Source organism: Paenibacillus sp. S-38 (assembly GCF_049942825.1).
Classification (GTDB): domain Bacteria; phylum Bacillota; class Bacilli; order Paenibacillales; family NBRC-103111; genus Paenibacillus_G.
In genome coordinates this window covers 1,914,778-1,931,771 of record NZ_CP187970.1, presented here as the reverse complement: position 1 = coordinate 1,931,771, position 16,994 = coordinate 1,914,778, and the positions used below count along the sequence as shown (strand labels likewise).

Sequence of the window (16,994 nt, the reverse complement as noted above, 5' to 3'; positions counted from 1 at the left end):
ACAGCCGGAGGGCAATTTATGGCCGTTTTGAGGCCAAATAGAACACCGTGTCCCCCCTTTCGTCTAGGAAAAAAGCCTTCCGCATCCCGATGGATCCGAAGGCTTTTGTTGTCGGCCCGGCACTCCCCCGCTCACTCTTCCAGCATCTCATACATGATCTGCAGGTCCTTGCTCAGCGAAGACGTCACTTTGATCTCCTGAGCCGATAGAATATCTGCCGCCGGCCTGCCCGCCCCAAGCTCATCCTGAAGCACCTTGTCCCAGGCTTGCTGAGCCCTGTTATCCAGAGGAGTGATCCACACCGGCGGCACCTTGTCGTAGTACCGGCGGCCGGCGAGACTTTCGAGATAGGGGGCCTCCTGATGCATTGAGTACAGGATATAGTCCCAGGCGGCCTGCTTGCTGCGGCTGTATTTGGAGATCAGGAAGGAAGAGCCTCCCTGGGAGCCAAAGACGCCCATGGGCAGACGCGTCATTTTCCAGTTCGCCGCATGCTCCGGATCCCACTCCTTCAGAAGGTTCCCCGCCCACTCGCCCATGTACAGCATGACGAGCTCTCCCTTGCGGATCTTCTCCCGGCCGTTCTCATCCCAGATATTGAGCCTCCGTGCCAGCCCGCTTGACGCGATGAAACGGGACAACTCGGCCGCCTTGACCATCAGGGGACCGCTGCGCAGATACTGGCGGTCTTTGCCGAAGAAACCCAGCCCCGTTGCGGCCACATAGACCGGGTCTGCCGGGTTGTTGAAGATCCAGTGCCCGGCAGCGCGCAGACCTGCGGCCATATCGACCCATCGCTGCGGATCCTCGAGATAAGCAGCGAGTGCCTCCGGCTCGGTCGGATATCCGAACTGGGCCAGAATATCTTCCCTGTAGAAGGTAAAGGCCAGCGGATAATCCTTCGGCACGGCGATGAGCCGGCTGCCGTCCAGCGAACGAAAGGAATCCAGCGAAAGACCGGGGAAGCCCGTATGGTTCTTCTCGGCTTCATAGGGTGGCCTGCTCAAATCCTCGAACACATCCATCACGTTCAATTCGCCGAGCATGGAGTTATCCGCGATAATCACGTCAGGCGGGGCATCGGAAGCCAGCAGGTCCAAGAACGCATCGCTGCGTGCTGTGATCCATTCGATTTCCGTTCCGGGATGAAGCGCCCGGAAGGGGTCCGTAATCCCCTTCTGCTCTTCATACGGGGCCATAATCCGGACCTTCCGGTTCTCCTGGGGAGGCTCGGGACCCCCGCCGAGCAGCCCCTCCTCTTCCGAAGGAGTACCGCCCGGCTGGGGGTGACAGCCTGTGAACACCAGGACGGCGGCCAATAGAGCGGACAATAGGCTTCGGCGCATCACGCATCCTCCTCTTTCTTCTGGTGGTCCGCGAGCAGCTTCGCGAACTCCTCCGGCGGCATCGGTCTGCTGTAATGGAAGCCCTGCTGCAGGCGGCATTCCAGCTCAAGGAGGGCACCCTTCTGCGCTTCATCCTCGATGCCCTCGGCAACGACGATCCATTCCTTGTCCCTTGCCAGAGAGATAATCGTCTTCACGATGGACAGGTCATGTTCCATATCGCGAATGAACGAGCGGTCGATCTTGAACCCGTTCACGGGGAGCTTGCTCAGCATGGCAAGGGAGGAATACCCTGTGCCGAAATCGTCCACCCAGACCCGGATCCCCTTCTCCCTCAGGACCGTCAGGTCCCGGATGACCCGGTCCGTCTTTTTGGCGAAGACCTCTTCGGTGATCTCCAGATTCAGACACTCGGGAGGAAGGCCGGTCTCCTCCAGCACCTTCCCGATGTAATCAACAACATTGTTGTGCGTGAGCTGGGTCGGGGACAGGTTCACGCCAATGTCAATCGGAGGCAGTCCCTGGCGGATCCAGCTCACTCCCTGCTCACAGGCCTCGCGCAGCACCCACTCTCCAAGCGGACCGATCAGCCCGCTCTTCTCCGCAATCCCGATGAACTGCAGAGGGGCGACCGCGCCCAGCTCCGGATGATTCCACCGCAGCAGCGCCTCCGCCCCGGTCACCCTTCCGTTCGACGCATCCACGATCGGCTGATAATGCAGATGCAGTTCTCCGCGTTCGATGGCCCGCCGGAGATCGTATTCTATGCGCATGTTCTCCGAGATCGACCCTGCGATCTGCCCCGAGAAGAAGCGGTAGGCGTTGCCTCCCTCTTCCTTCGCCAAATACATGGCGGCATCGGCATTTTTAACCACCGTCTCGGGATCGGAGCCGTCCTGCGGAGACAGGGCAGCTCCGATGCTTCCGGCGACGAACAGCTCATGCTCGCCTACATGGAAGGCTTCGGCCAGTCCGCGGAGCACTATTTTGGACATCCCGCAGACTTCCTCGCTGGCCGTATCCTGTACAACGAGGACGAATTCATCGCCCCCCAGACGGGCAATAAAAGCACGGGAGCCTACCATCTCGGTTAACCGGGCGGCTACTTCCTGAAGCAGCCCGTCGCCTACCGCATGGCCCAGCGTATCGTTGATCTGCTTGAACCGGTCCAGGTCAATGAACAAGACGGCGGTTGTGCCGACCGCCTGCCCCCCCTGCCCCAGGAGCGACTCCAGATGCTCCGAGAAGTGCCTCCGGTTCGGAAGACCGGTGAGCGCATCATAGTACGCCTGCTCCTTGGTTTCGCGCAGCATGACGCTCAGCTGCTCGGTCAGCTCTTGGAAGTTCCCGAGCAGGGTCTGAATCTCACTGACCCGCGACGAGGGCATCCAGGCGATCTCTCGGTTCTCCTTCAGCCTGCCCGGCACATCCCGCGTCAGCTGGGCCAGCCGGATCGTCGGCCCGAGCACGAAGCGTTGAATGAACAGGGCGAATATGCCGATCACCAGGGTGGTGAAGAGGACGCTGACCGATTGGCTCAAATAATAATTGAGTATCTCCTCCTTATGCTGTACCGGCGACATCCTCATATACAGCTTGAAGGGGGCGAGCGGCACCTCTGCCACCACGGCCATACGCTGCCATTGGTTACCTGGAATATCGAACGGCCGGGCAGCCGTACTCCATTCGTACAAGGTGGCGGTCAGCGGACGCCACTCGGAGCGGTCCAGCCACTCGGCATCCGCCCCTGCGGCACCTTGCCCGTAAGTGACGACCGTTTCTCCGCGGGGACCGATCAGGACGCCTGCGTCAGAGATGAGCAGTGAAGTCGTGACGGCAAGCTCGCGGAAATAGCCGGCCTGAATCAGCGAATGCAGCTTCAGGGCGCGAAGCTGCTCCGGGCCCCAGGAGGCATAAGACTTGCGAAGGGACGAAGCCATCTCCGAGGCTTCCTCCTGAAGCTCGGCCTGCAGATTATACTGCGCGTTCTTCCCCGCGTTCACCATGAAGAGGAACGAGGAGCCGATCACGCTGAACAGGGTAAGGTGCATCAGAACCCGGGAGAGCTGAATGCTCGCGACGCCTCCCCCCTTCGTCTTTCTCCGCAGCTGTGGCATATAATACCAGGTAAGATCCGCTGCCAGCGCATTGAACAAACGGCTGACGATCAGGGTGACGGTGTACAGCCCGATCTCCGCGCCGAGCCCTCCAAAATGCGTGTAATAGACCAGCAAGAGCATCGGGACACCGATCAGGCCCCAGAACAGCGCTGATGCCACAAGAAAGCTGCGGATGCGCCCCCGCAGCAGGATGGCCGCCGCACCGATCTCCAGGGTATTCACGAGGACCGAGAGCAGCGTTTCATGAAGAAACACGGCTGCTGCCGCGTGTACCGCTATCACCTGGAGAAGCGTGAGCGGTGCTCCGAATCTTCGCAGGGTGATCAGGAAGAAGAAGGAGGCAAACACCATCTCCATGCCAAGCACCAGCTTGACCGGCAGGAAGTAACACATAAATGCAAGAAACGTAAGCGCCATATACATAAGAACCGAAACCTTCCTGCCGGCCACTCCGGGTACAGCCATGAGGATCCCTCCTTTCCTGAGCTTTGTCAGGCCCGATGCTACTGAACCTCAATCACTCTCGCCGCATCGTCCCAGAACAGATTTTCCTGCCAACGGGTAGTAAAATAAGAGAATTTCACAATATAGGTTCCCCTCTTTGACGGCTTCCATGTAAAGTTTACCGTCAAGGGTTCGCCCGGCTTCAAGGTCTTCTCGTTATATATGCGCTGCTCGACTTTATTCCCTTCGGCGTCATGAATTTCGACGTCAATGACACCCTTGTATACGGAAGCCCCGTTCAGTGAAACGATCGTTCCTTCGATCGTCAGCGGCCGGTCCACTTTCGGCGTACTTCTCGGCAGCACTTTGATTGTGTGCTGATAGCCCGGCTCCGGCTTGACGGCCTTCGCAGACACGGTGAGCTCGGCGGTAACCCCCTTGGGCCAAAACTCCAGGATTACCTTCGTCTCACTGCCCGCCGCAAGCTGATTCAGAATATCCCTGCCGAGTATGACATGCTCCCCGTCCATCAGAAAATCTCCGCGGTTGATATAGCCTTGGGCCCATTCATCCTTGACCGGCCTGCCCGTGGCCGCATCGACCATCCGGGCGGTCGCCAGCTGTGTTCCGTTGTAGTTCAGGGGGATCGACAGATTCTCTTTGACCGCTCCGGCCGGAATGGTGATAGCCGATTCCCCGAGCAACGGCTGGGCGCAGCGGATCAGGTTCAGCGGCTGGTCCGCCCCTTCGGAGAAGCGGAAGCGCAGCGTCTCCCGGGCGCCTGCCTTGCCACCTGCCGGCAGCAGCTTCGCGATGAATCCGCCATAGAGCGTCAGCTCGGTCTGCGCCTCATTCAAGGTGTAGTCCTCACCTTCGATCAGCCGGTAATAGCCGTGGTAAATGCCGGTAAGTTCATTGCCCCCCAGCTCGAGAGGCAGAGCCAGGTCGCCCGGCTCCTCCCCCTGCTCGAAGTAGGCATCCCTCATCCCGATGAACGAGTTGATCTCGCCATAGCCCGCCCGGACCATGACGTTCTTCGCCGTTTCGTCGCGCCAGACCCGTGCTTTGCGGTCATAATTGTCATGGCCGTTATCCCAGTATATCGGGACGAATCCGTACTTGTAGGCTGTTCGGACGATGGCATTGAAAAAATAGCTCTTGGCATACGGCTCCGGATCGACAAACGTGCCAAACTCCCCAAGCAGTACGGGAATGCCTTCGCGCACGAAGGTGTCGTAGACCGGCTTGAAATAGCGGTTCAGCTCCGCCTTGTCCTCCGGCGTGCCCCATGATGTATCTCCCCAGGAATTGCTGATGAATGGATATGGGGTATAGTAATGGAAAGTAACCATCAAATACGGGTCGCTGGGTACTTCCAGATGGGCCACCGCCTTCTCGCTGTTATCCCCCTCGGCACCGATGACGACAATCCGGCTGGCATTACTGCCTCCGGAGGTCCGAATGGCCTTCAGCATCCGAAGGTTCATCGCATTGAGTTCTTCAGGCGTCAGGTGATGCCTGGCAGCAGGATTGTCCGGATCTGCAGGAGCCTCTTCCTTGACTTCCCATTCCCCGCTGTTCGGCTCATTAAGCACCTCGAAAAGCAGCTTCTCGCTCTTGTCCTTGAACCGTGCCGCAATCTGAGCCCACACCTTCTCCAGCTTGTCCATATTACGGTTATAATCGTCTGCATACAGGCCGGTCACGGGATCAACCGCCATCTTCGTCACCCAGTTGCCGTTGTCATGGTGCACGTCGATGATTGTGTACAGCCCCCGTTCCAGAGCCCAGTCCACCACCTGCTCCACCCGGTCCAGCCGGGCAGGATCGATGATATACTCCGGCGCCGGCCCGATCTTGCTGTCCCAGGTGATGGGAATCCGGACGCTGCGGAAGCCGGCATCCCGGATATCGTCAAAGATATATTCCTCCGCCGGGGGATTCCCCCACGATCCTTCTTCCGGGTGGGCATCCAGCGTATTCCCGAGATTCCAGCCGGGCGACATCGCCTTGGCCGCCTGGACCGCCGTAATGGACTGGAAGGAATCGATTCGGGAGGAGCCGGCCCCCGCTTCCTCCGCATACCCTGCCGTACCGGCGGAGGAATACAATAGAAGCCCGGAGAGAAGGGCGGCTAGTATGGCAAAAGGTGTACGCGGCATGGCAGCCATCCTTTCTTTCCTTGGTTGATGGGTAATGATACGCCCGGGTCCACTGCGTCCGGGTTCCCCGCTGATGATCAGCGGTCAGTAGGCATAGATCCGGTTCAGCAGTACGGCCGCTTCGGCCCGGCTCATGTTCGCTGCCGGCCGCAGCAGGCCGCCCGCTCCTTCGATCAGACCGGCGCCGTGCAGCACCGTGGCGGCCGAAGCCGCATATTCCGCAAGCTCGTTCCCGTCGCGGTAAGCGCCGGGAGGCAGACCGCTCTCCGCCGCTTCGGCGGAAAGTCTGCCGGTACGCCGCAGCGCCCGCTCCGTCAGGACGATGACGTCCTGGCGGGAGACCGGCGCGTCAGGCTGAAACAGGCCGCCGCCGATGCCTCCCGCGATACCCAGCCCGGAAGCCGCCGCGATCGCCGGGTAGTGCGGGCTGGCCGGATCGACATCGCGGAAGTCCGCCCCGGCGGCCGCTCCGGTGAGATCCAGCGTACGGACCAGCAGCGATACGAATTCCGCCCGGGTCACCTGCCTGCCGGGAGCGAACTCCGAGGGGCCGGTGCCCTGGATGATGCCGCGCGAAGCGAGCAGCTCCACGGCGTCCTGCGCCCAGCCCCAGCCGGCGAGGTCGCCGAAGGAGCGTCCGCCCCAAGCCACCGCATACCGGCCGAAGCGGCCGGCAGCGAAGACCAAGCGCCCCCCGGTGCGGTCGTAATGTCCGCTCGGCACGGGAACCGCCTCTCCGTCCTCACCCAGATAGAGGATCACCAACCGCTCCGGATGCTCGAGCTCCTCTTCGCTCAGCGCATACTCGGGAGATATCAGCACCCTTGTCTCCCTGCTCTCCCAAGGAAGAACGGCGCCGTCCGCCTCCAAGTGGATGTCAAGGACAGTCCTCCCGCCGATCTGCGCCTGGACCGTATCATCTATGCCAGTGGTATCCGACCTGCGGAGCACGAGGCGAACTGTGCCTGCGCCATCCAGCCGCTCTGCGTCAAGCATATTCCCCGGCAGGACAACCCTGCCGAGCGCGGTGGCAACGGAGAGATCCGTATCCGGATAGGCTCCGGCCACCGCCTCGGCCGGCAGGTCGACCGCATAACCGTGAACACCGGCCATATACGGCACCTTGATCTGCAGGACGGCGCGCTGACCCGGTGCGGGTGCTGCGGCTTTGCTGCCTTCCTGCAGAGCGGCAGGCATGACTTGGATGACAGCCAGCGGGCTGTCGCCGGCCTCCACCGACGGCGTGAGGGCAGGCAGCGTATAGGTGCCTGCAGCGCCGTTCGGATACAAGGACGAGGCCGCCGGGATGACCGGTGCGGCAACCGGAGCCTCCGGCTCCTCCGAAATGGAGGCTCCGGAGCCCGAACCGGAAGAGCCGGTGTTGCGGCTGCCTTCGACAATGAACTGCAGGGTGGCCGGCAGGTCAATCCCTTGTGCGATACCCTGCACCGGATTCGGAATACCCTCCTCCGAGAAGGTCACCTCGCCCCAAGTGACGGGAACCTGCTCTGTGGTGCCGTCATTGTATAAGGCTTGGGCTGTGAGCGGGAGATCCGGCAGAGCCGGGAGCTTCGATGCCGGAACGCTCAACTTTGTGCCGAAACGGACCACTTCCCGGCTCGCTTCGGACGTGAAGCGGATATCGCTGAGCCATACGGTGAGCGGGGCCGCTCCTTTGCCGGTGTCGGACGTCAAGGTAACCGCTAGGCTTTCCTTCAGCCGGTATACTTCGGATGCCGGGACCAGACGCTTCAGCGGAATCGAGACCTGCCTCCATTCCTTGGTTACCGTGGTCATACTAGACAGCTCCACGGTCCCCACCGATCCGTTCTGATCCGAGAGAGCGACCGAGAACGACTCGCCTCCGGCAAGGCCCTTGATCATAAAATCCAGGCTGCCGTGTTCGTACAAGGCTTCCAGGTCCACCGGAGTCCAGTTATCCATAGTGAGACCTGCCCCCCAGTATCCCCATTCCGGACCGTCGATGCGGTTCACCTCCAGCCGATAGGCCGGCAGTCCGCCGAAGGTCACCTGCGGATCGACAGGCAGTGAAGCGGCTGCTGATCCGTCAGGATTCACCGTCTGCTCCTTAACCAGGGATAGATGTCCCTCGGAGCTGGCCCATTGGGCCTTTTTCTCATCCAAAAAAATCACATGCCGGTCGTCCGCAAGCGCGCGGACCACGGTTACCTCGGCTGTTACCGGTACAGGACCGGAGGCCTGCGCGATGGTCCCCTGGACTGTATAGCGGCCCCGGGTCAGATAGCCTTCGCCGGTCTCCCAGCTGACGGCAGCCATGCCCTTCGTTCCGTTGTCGTAAGTGACCGCCGCTGTGGGCGGCAGCTCGGGGGCATGGCCGACCTCCGTCACCGCCTTCACAGAGTCTGCGCTGACAATCCGCTGCGCCGGAGCCTGCGGTGTGAACTTGATGCGGTTCAGCCATACGTTCATCGCCCCTTGCGCCGGCGCGTTCTCCAGCACGACCTTGTCGATGGCTGCTAGATTCAGCTCCGGAGTCTGCTCCGTGAAACGGCTGACGGGGATGCGGATCAGGGACCAGCCGGTCGTCACGCTCTTCCCCAGTCCACTGAGAGAGACGACCGATTTCACGTCTTTCGTATCCATGATCCCGATGGAGAAGTCTTCCCCGCCTGCCGCTCCTTTGACATAGAACTGAAGGGAACCTTCCCGGAACGCCTCCAAGGAGTAGCTCATCCAGCCATCCGCCGCAAGCACACCGTTCCAATATCCCCACACCGGGTCGGGGAGCTTCGTGGCGGCGAGTTTGTATGAAGCCTGACCGACGTAAGTGCCTTCCGCCGTGCTGTCGATCGGCAGGTAAGTCCCCTCGGCCGTGTCCTTCTCCAGCATCAGGTTACCGCCCGAACTGAACGACTGGTCGGTCCGCACCCCTTCGAATACCCAATGTTCCTCCTCTGCAGGAAGGGACATCGGGGCTGATGTCACGGCATCTTCAACGGTTACTACTGCCGTAGGCTGCACGGAAGCACCCGCTGTGGTCCCCTGCACCGTAAAGCTTCCCGCCGCCCGGCCGTCCGGAACCTCATTCCAGATAACGGGTATATCCGCAGTCGTGCTGTCGCTGTACACCGCTCTTACGACCGAAGGCATCTCAGGCGCAAACCCCAAAGGTGCCGTCAGGCTGACAGGCTCGTACCCGGTGATATACCGGTGGGTGAATTTCATATCACTGAGCCACAACGTATTGGACTCCCCGTTGACATTCGTGATCAACAGCGTGTTCCAGGCTGCAGCCGGGAAGCCGGCGATCTGTGGAAAACGGGCCAAAGGGATCGTCACATGGCTCCATGCAGCAGCTGCCGCCGCCGGTACGGCCCCCGTCTCGACAGCCGGAGAGCCGCCGTCCGACAGAGAGAATTTGAGCTGCTCGCCGCCCCTGCTGCCCTTCAGCTCGAACTCCAGGGCGCCATGCGGAATATAACCGCTGATGTCCCGGGAAGTCCACTGCAGCGTCATGCCGATCCCCCACCAGTCTGCGGATTCGTTCGTAACCCGGTGGGTGGGATGGCCGTTGAAAGGCACAGCCGCGTCGAAAGGCAGCGCTCCGTTCTCCTGCTGCACTCCCCCGCTCCAATGACTCGTATTGGGATTCTCATTAAAGAACACCAAGTCAGGCAGAGCCGATGCGGCCGCGGACATCGGAACAGCCCCTGTCATCACGATGGCAGCGGACAAAAAGAGCTTGATGAGATATGTAAACCGTTTAACCTCTGATGACATCTTGGTATTCATTGGGAATCACCCTTAACTTTAAGATATTCACTATTGACAAGTTTCTAGTTATATCGACAAAAAAGCCCTTTGCCATTATAGCAAAGGACCTTCCAGGAGAGTGTGATATTTCTAACACCTGTGATCTAATCCCGCCGCCTGTGCAGGACATGAGGCAGCGTCACCGTGAATTCCGTCCCTTCTCCCGGTTGACTCGCTACCTCTATCGTCCCCCCGTGCAGCTCAATGATCTTCTTAACGATGGACAGGCCGAGCCCGCTGCCCCCGTTCGTACTTGTCCGGGAACGGTCCGCCTTGTAGAAGCGCTCGAAAATATGTGCCTGGTCTTCTTCGGAGATGCCGATCCCCGTATCCCTGACCTTCACCTGCACCTTGTCCACACCCGACTTCAGCCCGACCCTTACCGTGCCCCCCTCCGGTGTGAACTTCAGTGCGTTGCCGATCAAGTTCATCCATACCTGGCTGAGCTGATCCGCATCCCCATGCGCTTTGACGGGCGGCAGCTCGAGGTCAAGCTCGAGATCCTTCGCCGACCAGATCGGCTCCATCGTCAGGATCACGCTTCGCAGCTGCTCATCGAGATCATAGGTTTGGGGGTGGAACGGATGGTGTTCGGATTCCAGGGACGCCAGCTTGAGCAGATTCTCACTCAACCGGGAGAGCCGCTGCGCTTCCGTTTCGATGATCCGCAGATACTCGCCGCGTTCCTCCTCTGCCATCTGGCGCTGCTGCAGCACCTTGGAGAACCCGGCGATCGAGGTCAGCGGGGACTGGATCTCATGCGAGACGTTGGACACGAAATCCTGCCGCATCCGCTCCAACTGCTTCAGTTCGCGGGCCATCTCCGTGAAGCTCGCCGCGAGCTCGCCGAGCTCGTCCCGCCGCCGCCTCCAATCGAGCGAGATGTTGAAGTCTCCCTTCGCAATCCTGCGGGAGGCTCTTGTCATCAGCTTCAGGGGATTGACCAGATAGCGGGCCCCGATCAGGATGAAGACGGAACCGGCCGCCAGCTCGATGGCGAGCGCGGTAATCATCGCGTTGCGGATGTTCTTGGCCATCTTGGGGGCTGCAGGCTGAACGAAGAGGGCATACGTACGGCCGTCGATCTCCATCGGGTACCCCAGCAGCGCCCCCTCATCTCCCCCCTCCTTCAGCACACTGTAATGAACTCCGCCGGCCAGCACCTCCTGCACAGCCTCGGGGGCAACGGACCGTTTATTTTTTACATTCCGGTAGCCGAACTCCCGGAAGCTGCCCTCGGCATCGAACAGGGAGACGTAAAAAGGCCGTGTAAGCACACGGGTTTCCAGGTATTCATTAATATCCATGCCGTTCGTCATTTTGTACGTATCGATGATATCGAGAGCAACGAAGTGCAGGTCTTCCTTCATATCGGCCCAGATTCGTTCCGAAAAGAGAAGCCCCGTTGCGTAAAAAGCAATAAACAAGCCGAGAATGACGGAAACCAGGTAAGCAAGAACAATCCGGGTGTACAGGGAGCTCCTCATACCTTAACCTCGAGCTTGTACCCGAGGCCGCGGATCGTTCTGATCACGAACCCCTCCTCTTCCCCCTTGAAGCGCTCCCGCAGCCGCTTGATATGTACATCCACGGTACGGTCGTCCCCCTCGTAGTCAAGTCCCCAGATCCCCTCGATGAGCTGGTTGCGGGTGAGGATCTGGTTGGGGTGCCTCGCGAGCATATGCAGCAGCTCGAACTCCTTCAGCGGAAGGGTCAGATGCTCCTGGTCGCGGATCACTTCATAGCCCTTCTTGTCGAGCTCCACCCGGCCGAGCTGGATGCGGTCGGAGCTGGCGAGCTTATAGCGCCTGAGAAGCGATTTCACCCGCATGAGGAGCTCCCGGGGGTCGAACGGCTTGACAAGATAGTCGTCGGCTCCGAGCTGGAAGCCTTCGACCTTGTCCCCCGTCTCCCCCTTGGCCGTCACCATGAGCACCGGCAGGTCAGGGTATTTCCTCCGGATCTGCCGGCACAGCTCAAACCCGTCCATCCGGGGCATCATGACGTCGAGCACCACCAGGTGCACCTGCGTCTCTTCCAGGCATTGGAGCGCGGCCAGCCCATCCCCCGCTTCTATCAAGCGAAAGCCCTCCTCACGCAGGCTCAGCTTCATAAGCTCGCGGATATGATTGTCGTCGTCTACTAATAGTATCGTGATCACAAGGCACAGCCTCCGTAAGTCATGTGGTATCGTTATTCTTCCCCATTCTACTGCCCTGGCCTCGGGCGAGGCAAGTGCAGCGCAGAGGCTGGGTGCGGATTGCGGATTGCGGGGGCCCCCCAACCTAGAAAACAAATTAACGGAACTACGATGCCTTATTGCACTATTTCCCGGTATTTCCCAACAAATAGCGGAAATCAAATGTCTTATTTCCGTTCAAACCAAGAGATTGACCCCAGAAACGCACAAATAACGAATCTGAGTTCCGCTATGTCGGATCAGGACCACATGATTGACGAAATAGCGAACCTGAGTTCCTCTATTTCTCAACAACACCGATTAGCGTTCGAAAAAATAAAGACATGCAATAGGACGGAAGCTGATACTCCGTCTCTAATGCATGTCCCATGCTGCAAGGCGCCGATGCTCTCAGCGCCCCACACGCTGCGCACTCCGCCGCTGCCGCGCAGCTTCGCGGGCCTGGCTCGGCCGGCTGACGCTGCTCTTGCGCACGGCGCCGAAGCCTCCAGCGCCCCACGCCGCGCTTTCCGCCGCTGCAGCGCAGCTTCGCGGGGCCCAGCTCTACCGGCGCCCTGCCGCGCGCTCACTTGGCGCCGATGCCCTCAGCACCCTCCACCGCGCACTCCGCCGCCATCTCGCAGCTTCGCGGGGCCTGGCTCGGCCGGCTGACCGCTGCTCCTGCGCACGGCGCCGAAGCCTCCAGCGCCCCACGCCGCGCTTTCCGCCGCTGCAGCGCAGCTTCGCGGGGCCCAGCTCTACCGGCGCCCTGCCGCGCGCTCACTTGGCGCCGATGCCCTCAGCACCCTCCACCGCGCAGCGCTCCGGCCCTAACGGATCCGGTCCGTGAACGTCTTCGACACGGTCCGGCCGTAGCCGATGCTCACCGCCTCCACCTCCACCCACGCGCCCGCGGCGTCCGGCTGATCGCGCGAAGCATAGATGTGCAGATGCATCATTTGCCCGAGGTACCCCTCGGAGACGACGAACGTCTCCGTATAAGTTCCCTGCTCTTCCGGCCCCGAGAGCGGAGGCAGAGCAGGCAGCTTCAGCAGCAGACGGCCGTCCTCGCCGCACAGCTCCACACTCCCGTCGGGCCGCCCGCCCGTGCGGTAGAGCAGATTCAGCGTGTGCGGGGCGCCGCTCATGCTGCGGGGGACGGGTGCTTCAAAAGCGAGCCGGCTGCCCCCGGCTTTTCCCTCGGCCCGGGCGCGCGCTCCGCTCTCGAAGAGTATTTCGTCGCGCGAGTAGCGGGGCCGGCCGTTCACCCGTCCGCCATACACAAGCCCTGCCTGAATGCCGCCCGGCGCCAGTTCAATCTGCCCGCCGGCATTGTGCACGATGAGATTCAGCGGAATCTCTTTCACCTTCACGGCGAGACTGTTGTACACCGTGACCGGGCCGCGGCTGATACGCGCCAGATCGACCGCATCCTCGGTCAAAGCGCTGAAGACGGCATCGGTATCCGCCGCCATTTTGCCGAACTGCCCGCCTTCCACATACAGCAGCCGGTCCGTGCAGGCACTCCCTGTCAGATTGCCTTTGAATGTGAAGATGCAGTCCGGAATGTTCGGCTCCTTCGAGAGCACATACTTCGGCGTCTCCTCTCCGCCGCGGTCGCCGCTGCTCCCCTTGCAGAAGACATTGTTCTGGATGCTCACATTCTCGAACTGTCCGTAGAGCTGGATGAAAGCACGGCCCGTCTCCGGCAGCGGGGGATCCGCAGGCTTCCCGCCGGCCGTCAGTCCGCTGCCGCACCGGTTGAACAGGTTCTCCGATAGGTGAATATGCTTGTTTGCCTGACGCAGCACGACGGCATTACCCATGACCCGGTCAAAAAAATTCTCGATAATCTGGTTATACTCGCAGGCATACATCGCGATGGCGAAGCTCCGGTCGATCCACTCGAACCGGTTATGGGCAATCAGGTTGGCTTTGGCCTGCACCAGATCGAAAGCCGCCGCACCCACGAACGTGCAGTCCTTCCAGACGGAGTCGATGATCCGCCCTTTGAACGTGACATCGATCCCATAATTGGTAAAGTCGCAGGCAAAGAATCGAAAATTATGGTAAGCCCCCTTCTCGCCCGAAGGCGCATCGAGCACCACCATGTTCTTGAACGAGCAGTTGCGAAAACGCATCGACCGCGGACTCGTCCGCTCCGCAATCTTGGCGAAATTCGTGAAGCAGAGGTTGTCGATCGTGGCCCGCTGCACATCCTCTGCGAACAGCACGTTGGCTCCTCCCCCGACAAGCACCGAAGCCCCGGTAGCAAAATCATCCTCCTGCGACCAGTACTGCTTGTTCGAAGCGACGCCTTCGATGAAGACATTATCGAGTCCCCTCAGCTGTCCCTCGATCCGATACGTTCCGATGGGGACAAAAATCTTGTCTCCCGTGGCTTTGGCCCGGTCAACCGCTTCCTGGAAGACGGCCGTGCAATCGGCCTTCCCGCCTTCCACCGCCCCCAGCTCTCTTACATCCAGCATGAGCATCCCTCCATCATCTCCTGCTCTCCGTGCTCTCCGTATTCTCCAGCTTCAGCACCGGTCTCTCGGCAGCATTTCTCTCTTCTTGTCCGAGCCGCCCGAAATCGGACCTTCTCAGCCGAAGACTCCCGCAAGCGTCTTGTTCGCAGCATCCTCCTGTCTTCCTTTTTACCCGCTCCAAGTGTGAAATCTATCATATTTTGCCCGGAGGAGGTTTGGTAGAATGAAAAGGTGTCAAGAATAAAAATAAATCCAGCGTCGTATTCATAGATAAAAGGTTCCCGTCGATAAAGAGGTAAAACCACCCATCGGATGTCGTCCCTATCAATCAAGCAAATCCAGCCTTATCAAGAATCGGAGGTAATGAAGAATGAACCTGACCCCTACCCAGCAGCTCCTGATGGAAGCCCTCGGCCGCAGTGAAGACGGCAAGATCCATAACGGTGCGGAGTATCTTTTGAAAACCGGCCTCTTATTTGAAATCAACCGCCGCATCCTCCATCCTCTTGGCCTCGCCATGCGCGTGGTCATCGAAAAGCAGGAGGACGGCACCAGCGAATATTCCTTCGCCCCTTACTTGTTCGACAACCGCGACAACGAAGTCGGCGAGTTGTTCGACGAGGACACCCTGCGCGGCGGCGAGCAGTGCCTGCTCGAATTCATGGAAGACTTCGGCGTCGGCAAGATGCAGGAGCGTCTGCGCCACCTCGGCTTCATCATCCAGCGCTCCCAGGAGCCTGTACGGTATGAGCATATCTGAGGCTGCGCCCCTCGGGGCACCGGCCTGAGGACCATCTTTACATCAAAAAAAAGCTTAACCAGCATCGTGCAGCCACGATGCCAGGTTAAGCTTTTTGGTTTTGAAGGGGACATTCTCCACTGTGGCGAATGCGCGGTACCATTGCTTCGGTCATACTCTGCCTCGGCTGAGTCAATGCATTCTCACACTCACTTTGCCTCGGCGTCCCAGGCTTGCCTCTGCTTATGTACCTTCGCCTAAGCGCATCTATTCCGCTTCTGCTCTTGCATCAGCTCACGTGCGACGCTTCCGCTCTTGCCTAAGCCTCACACTCTACGCTTCTGCTCTTGCCTCAACTCACGCTTTACGCTTCTGCACTCGCCAGCTCGCTCTGCGCTTCCTCAGCCTCACGCTCCACGCTTCCGCTCTTGCCTCAGCTCACGCTCGATGCTTCAAGCGTCCTACTTGGCCGTGATGACCGTGGGAGCGTCCAGCGTCTGCTGCTTTTTAACCGTCCTGGCGTTATCCCGTACCGGACCGACCAGGTATTTGCCGAACGGCACCTTGTTGAGCAGGTTCGTCAGCATCATGGCCAAGCTCACGCAGGTCACGTAGATCAGCACGAAGGTCACGATCGCCGGCGCATCAGCAAAATGCGGCTTATAGAGCAGCACGAACACCCGCATGATCACGGCATGGGTCAGATAGATGCCGAAGGAATGGTCGGACACCGATACGAGAAAATTCGGAATGCTTTTCAGCTTGTTCGACAGATAGAAGATCAGGAACGTCACCGAAGGCATGAAGAACAGGTACCAGATCGTCTTCGACGTGTTGACCTTCGGGATCCCCAGCATCTTCGTGCCGAGGAGTACGGCTCCAAACACGAACGGAGCGGCCAGCACCAGCCATTTGTTCCGCTTCAGCGTCTCTACGAATTTATCGTAATGCTTCCCGCAGTAGTAGCCCAGGGCAAAGTAAAAAGCCCAGCCGAAGAACGGCATCCAACTCAGGTAATACCAAATGTAATTACCGGTCGATTCGCTGAAACCGAAGGGAGGAACGAAGTTGAAGAATGCCAGGTAGGCGAAGTTGACGAGGAAGGATGCGGGCAGGATGATCTTGGCCGGCCATTTTTTCAGCCGATAGTGGAACAGGTAGTGAATCAGGATGAACTGGATAATAATGACGATGAAATATCCGTTGTAATCCGCCAGAAAAATATTTTTCAAGCTCTGCATCCCGAGATTGTACGCCGTGAACGGCAGCCCGCTCTCCTGAACCTTATACAGTGAACCGATAATGCCCATCGCAATGTAGGGAGGAATCAGCACCTTGATCCGTTTGGAGATGAACTGCTTCGGAAGGTCTTCCTTGTAATTCTTGGCGATGAGGAACTCCGTAATGAAGATAAAAATCGGGGTACCTACCGAACAGATCGTCCGGATGGAATTGAGCGCCAAGCGATACATTTCATTCGGGATTGGATCGTGGATCCGGTAAGTCATGATGACCGCATGCACCGCCGCGACGAGCAGGCATCCGATGCACCTTAGCAGCAGGATCTCGTAAGACAGTTTTTTTCCACTCATTCTCTCTGTCTCCTTCTCTCTCTTGGTATGGATGGTGCCGGCCATGAAATCATTCATTCAGATACAAACTGTATCAAGCCGGCCGTGCTCCCTCCCCGCTCCTGTTTCCTACCAGAATAGTATCAGCT

At 59.4% G+C, this 16,994-nt stretch carries 9 protein-coding genes; 1 reads left to right on the top strand and 8 read right to left on the bottom strand.

Annotated elements, in window-relative coordinates:
- Window positions 1-131: 131 nt before the first annotated feature.
- From ACP26L_RS09150 to ACP26L_RS09120, 7 genes are all read right to left on the bottom strand, one after another.
- Window positions 132-1,346 carry an ABC transporter substrate-binding protein gene (locus ACP26L_RS09150; protein WP_426452204.1) on the bottom strand — a complete coding sequence of 405 codons (1,215 nt, stop codon included), beginning with the start codon at window positions 1,344-1,346 and terminating at the stop codon, window positions 132-134.
- A complete protein-coding gene (locus ACP26L_RS09145; RefSeq protein WP_426452203.1) occupies window positions 1,346-3,931 on the bottom strand; it encodes a putative bifunctional diguanylate cyclase/phosphodiesterase in 2,586 nt (861 codons plus the stop codon). The genes ACP26L_RS09150 and ACP26L_RS09145 overlap by 1 nt, the downstream gene beginning before the upstream one ends.
- Window positions 3,932-3,969: 38 nt before the next feature.
- Window positions 3,970-6,072, bottom strand: coding sequence for a cellulase family glycosylhydrolase (locus ACP26L_RS09140; protein ID WP_426452202.1), 2,103 nt, complete (start codon window positions 6,070-6,072; stop codon window positions 3,970-3,972).
- 84 nt (window positions 6,073-6,156) lie between these two features.
- Entirely contained in the window at window positions 6,157-9,846 is a 3,690-nt protein-coding gene (locus tag ACP26L_RS09135; RefSeq protein WP_426452201.1) for an S-layer homology domain-containing protein, read from the bottom strand.
- 125 nt (window positions 9,847-9,971) lie between these two features.
- Window positions 9,972-11,354, bottom strand: coding sequence for a sensor histidine kinase (locus tag ACP26L_RS09130; protein ID WP_426452200.1), 1,383 nt, complete (start codon window positions 11,352-11,354; stop codon window positions 9,972-9,974).
- A complete protein-coding gene (locus tag ACP26L_RS09125; RefSeq protein WP_426452199.1) occupies window positions 11,351-12,028 on the bottom strand; it encodes a response regulator transcription factor in 678 nt (225 codons plus the stop codon). The genes ACP26L_RS09130 and ACP26L_RS09125 overlap by 4 nt, the downstream gene beginning before the upstream one ends.
- 848 nt (window positions 12,029-12,876) lie before the next feature.
- Entirely contained in the window at window positions 12,877-14,535 is a 1,659-nt protein-coding gene (locus ACP26L_RS09120; RefSeq protein WP_426452198.1) for a glycosyl hydrolase family 28-related protein, read from the bottom strand.
- Between the two features lie 370 nt (window positions 14,536-14,905).
- Here ACP26L_RS09120 and ACP26L_RS09115 point away from each other — a divergent pair, with 370 nt between their 5' ends.
- On the top strand, window positions 14,906-15,295 hold the full coding sequence (locus ACP26L_RS09115) for a hypothetical protein (protein WP_426452197.1): 390 nt from the start codon (window positions 14,906-14,908) through the stop codon (window positions 15,293-15,295).
- Between the two features lie 440 nt (window positions 15,296-15,735).
- Here ACP26L_RS09115 and ACP26L_RS09110 read toward each other — a convergent pair whose 3' ends face one another.
- The gene (locus tag ACP26L_RS09110; RefSeq protein ID WP_426452196.1) at window positions 15,736-16,866 is read right to left on the bottom strand and encodes an acyltransferase family protein; all 1,131 of its coding nucleotides are present in this window, start codon (window positions 16,864-16,866) and stop codon (window positions 15,736-15,738) included.
- Between the last annotated feature and the right edge of the window lie 128 nt (window positions 16,867-16,994).

What these genes read in the sequence shown, in the direction of transcription:
- ACP26L_RS09150 (WP_426452204.1), bottom strand. Translation starts at nt 1,346, where the DNA reads ATGCGCCGAAGCCTATTGTCCGCTCTATTGGCCGCCGTCCTGGTGTTC.
- ACP26L_RS09145 (WP_426452203.1), bottom strand. Translation starts at nt 3,931, where the DNA reads ATGGCTGTACCCGGAGTGGCCGGCAGGAAGGTTTCGGTTCTTATGTAT.
- ACP26L_RS09140 (WP_426452202.1), bottom strand. Translation starts at nt 6,072, where the DNA reads ATGCCGCGTACACCTTTTGCCATACTAGCCGCCCTTCTCTCCGGGCTT.
- ACP26L_RS09135 (WP_426452201.1), bottom strand. Translation starts at nt 9,846, where the DNA reads ATGAATACCAAGATGTCATCAGAGGTTAAACGGTTTACATATCTCATC.
- ACP26L_RS09130 (WP_426452200.1), bottom strand. Translation starts at nt 11,354, where the DNA reads ATGAGGAGCTCCCTGTACACCCGGATTGTTCTTGCTTACCTGGTTTCC.
- ACP26L_RS09120 (WP_426452198.1), bottom strand. Translation starts at nt 14,535, where the DNA reads ATGCTGGATGTAAGAGAGCTGGGGGCGGTGGAAGGCGGGAAGGCCGAT.
- ACP26L_RS09115 (WP_426452197.1), top strand. Translation starts at nt 14,906, where the DNA reads ATGAACCTGACCCCTACCCAGCAGCTCCTGATGGAAGCCCTCGGCCGC.
- ACP26L_RS09110 (WP_426452196.1), bottom strand. Translation starts at nt 16,866, where the DNA reads ATGAGTGGAAAAAAACTGTCTTACGAGATCCTGCTGCTAAGGTGCATC.